1 protein-coding gene is annotated in these 2,749 nt (G+C 34.6%); it reads left to right on the top strand.

The window, feature by feature from the left end; translation table 11 throughout:
* Nucleotides 1-1,792: 1,792 nt before the first annotated feature.
* Complete coding sequence (locus tag F6K13_RS27135; protein WP_124144955.1) at nucleotides 1,793-2,212, top strand: AbrB family transcriptional regulator; 420 nt, start codon at nucleotides 1,793-1,795, stop codon at nucleotides 2,210-2,212.
* The last annotated feature ends 537 nt before the right edge of the window (nucleotides 2,213-2,749 follow it).

The following is a 2,749-nucleotide window of genomic DNA, read 5'->3' as shown; positions in this document are numbered from 1 at the left end:
ATCAAGTTCAATGGCCTCTATCACTTTTTTTCTAAAATCGTAACTATAGGGTCGAGGCAAGGAAGAGCGATCGCATGACAGAATACTTTCTCTATTTTATGTCCTAATCGCCCTGGCTGTTGCTATAACTGTTCAACCGGACATGATATTAGAAAATATTCTCATCATTGCGACCGACAGGGTTTGCGTAGCAGTCCGGAACGGAAAGCAATCTCAAATCCTAGTTTTTCCTAACTCATGCGTAAATCCTGACTCTATAAAAAGACGAATTTACATCATGTCCGCTCGGGTAGCGAGATCATAAAATTCTTAGGTGGCGCAGTGGTAGGTGTAAATTCAGGAGGGAACAATGAAAGTGGCGGAAATGTGAGATATTTCTTCAACATTTAGAGGAGAAAATTTGTATTAGACTTGTCGCTTTATAATTTTAAAAAATCCCAAAAACCTTGTTCTGTAAAGATTGTAGCTCTTGGAAAGCAAAAATGCTTAGAATTATTGCTCTGTCTAGGTTAGAGTGATTTTTTCTCTTTATTTAGCGACAACTCTATTATACTTAATCATCCGGACATAGTATTAATCATCAAAAATTACAACCAATATCCTTAGATAACTATTTGAAATCCCTGCAAGAAAACCATAGTAATTCGCGAGATATACTCACGAATTTTTGTTACCTACAATAACTGTTTAACCAGATTTGATATGAGTATTTATTTTCATAGAAACCATTTGGTATCATTTCCGTTTACAGCGGTTTTCATTTCACTAGACCACAGTAGACATCTCCTCCAAAAGAGGGAGTAGGCAGTAGGCAGTAGGGAGAAATAATTGATAATTTCTGTGTGATAATTGATTTTATTTTTGATTTTTGGAGATGTCTAGTAGGGGCAAATGGCCATTTGCGCTACGCAAAGCTCCGCTTTATATGTCGCGGAGCGAAACGCCCTTACAGGGTTTTGCTGATGACGATGTGGTTCAAAGATCGGCAAAAGCGTTGTAATAGCGATCCGGAAAAAGCTCCTCTAGTTTAGACGGCAAATCTCTTGGGTTCTCACCACTACCTAAATCTCTACTCCCTTATTTATAAGTATTCAATCGTAAATTATATGATATCTATAATAACTACCATTAGCAAGTCTTTTCAGTATCTGTTTTGATGAAAAATCAGCCCTCAAATTTAACTTTCCCGTATTGCTTAACCAACATCCCTCTTACTTCAAACTCTTATAAAAAAACTTAATATTAACAAAGATACCAATGGGTTCTATAAGTAAAGTCACTACATCTACCAATTAACACGATAGCCTAACTGCTACTTATCAAAATTTTTACCAATAAATACAATTTTAGCAAATATTTTAAATCACTATTCAAAGTTAGGCCATAACTTTGTAGAGGAAATTTCAGATATCCAAATACCTAGAATGACAGATTCATTTTCAAAAAATCCGGCTGGTAAATTAAACAAACTGATTAGATAATTTACTTTACATCCGTAACATTTTTATTTTATCCTGCCTAATTAAATAATTTTGTACAAAAATAATCCTAATAGAATAGGAACTCTTGAAAATTAGGAGAGAATTTCAGAGTAACAAGAATGCTTAAGTTCAACACTTTTTGAGCCAAATAGAAATCTAGATTATCTACTCAAATATATAGTGGCCTTAAGGCTTAGTAAAATTTTTTTTTGCACAATTGATAATTTTCAGGATATATTTTAAATAACCCTAACAATTTTCAGTAAAATTGATTTACTATATTATAAAGAGAAGGAGAATTATTAAGAACTATGGTTGAAAATTCAGAAACTCCATTAACGGGAAAAATTTTACTTCAAAAGGTAAAAGAATTTGCTCACTTACCACGAAGGGAAACTGCTAAACGTTGTGGATATTACACAGTTACAAAAAATGAAGAAACTCGTGTTAATCTCACAGATTTTTATGATGCAGTTCTAGCAGCAAAAGGAGTTGATTTAGATCCTGACGGTAGTAAAGATGGGCGTGGTAGAGAACCAACTTATCGAGTTAGCGTTCATAGAAATGGCCAAATTGTCATAGGAGCAACTTATACCGCATCTATGGGATTAAAACCAGGAGATGAATTTGAAATAAAGCTAGGATACAAACATATTCATTTGATTCAAGTAGAATATGAGAAAGTTGATGAGACTAATGGCAATGGCAATGGCTCACAGATAGAAGAATAAGTGAAATGGAGAAGCCGAGGAATTGTAATTAACTAGGATTGGAGATTAATTTTACCTCTAAAATAATTACCTAGTTAATATATAAATATCGTCATGATTCCCGGATTCTCCCTAATTTATTCTTTGTCTACAGGTAAAAATTGAAATAAAAAATCTATATTTTTAGTTGACTCTGTAAATAAGCTGACCAAAAAAATAAGGTCTCAAGCCTCCCCTTATTAAGAGGATAAAAAAGGAAATTCTGCATCTTCTCGCCTCCCTATTGCAGTAAGTAATGACCGCTATTCTGATTTTTTTTCTTCAATTGAATTTTCTTTAACTACTACTTTTTCCTACGGAATGCTAGGCAAACGGTTTTTTGGGGTTCGTCCGCGCGTATTTTAATTCCCTTTCTTCGAGTTTTTTTATAAATGATGAACTACCCCGCCGTGTAGACGGACGGGGTTTCTAAGTCCCCGTCAACAAAGTCCGCACTTTGAGATTTTGAGCGCTTCATTTGCCCCAGTTGCCTCATCGAGCCTGTATGTTTACGGGTCG

It is taken from the genome of Okeania sp. SIO2B9, from assembly GCF_010672505.1.
In the GTDB taxonomy this organism is placed as follows: Bacteria; Cyanobacteriota; Cyanobacteriia; order Cyanobacteriales; family Microcoleaceae; genus Okeania; species Okeania hirsuta.
The sequence above is the reverse complement of the archived record's forward strand: the minus strand, read 5'-3'. Positions and strand labels throughout refer to the sequence as shown.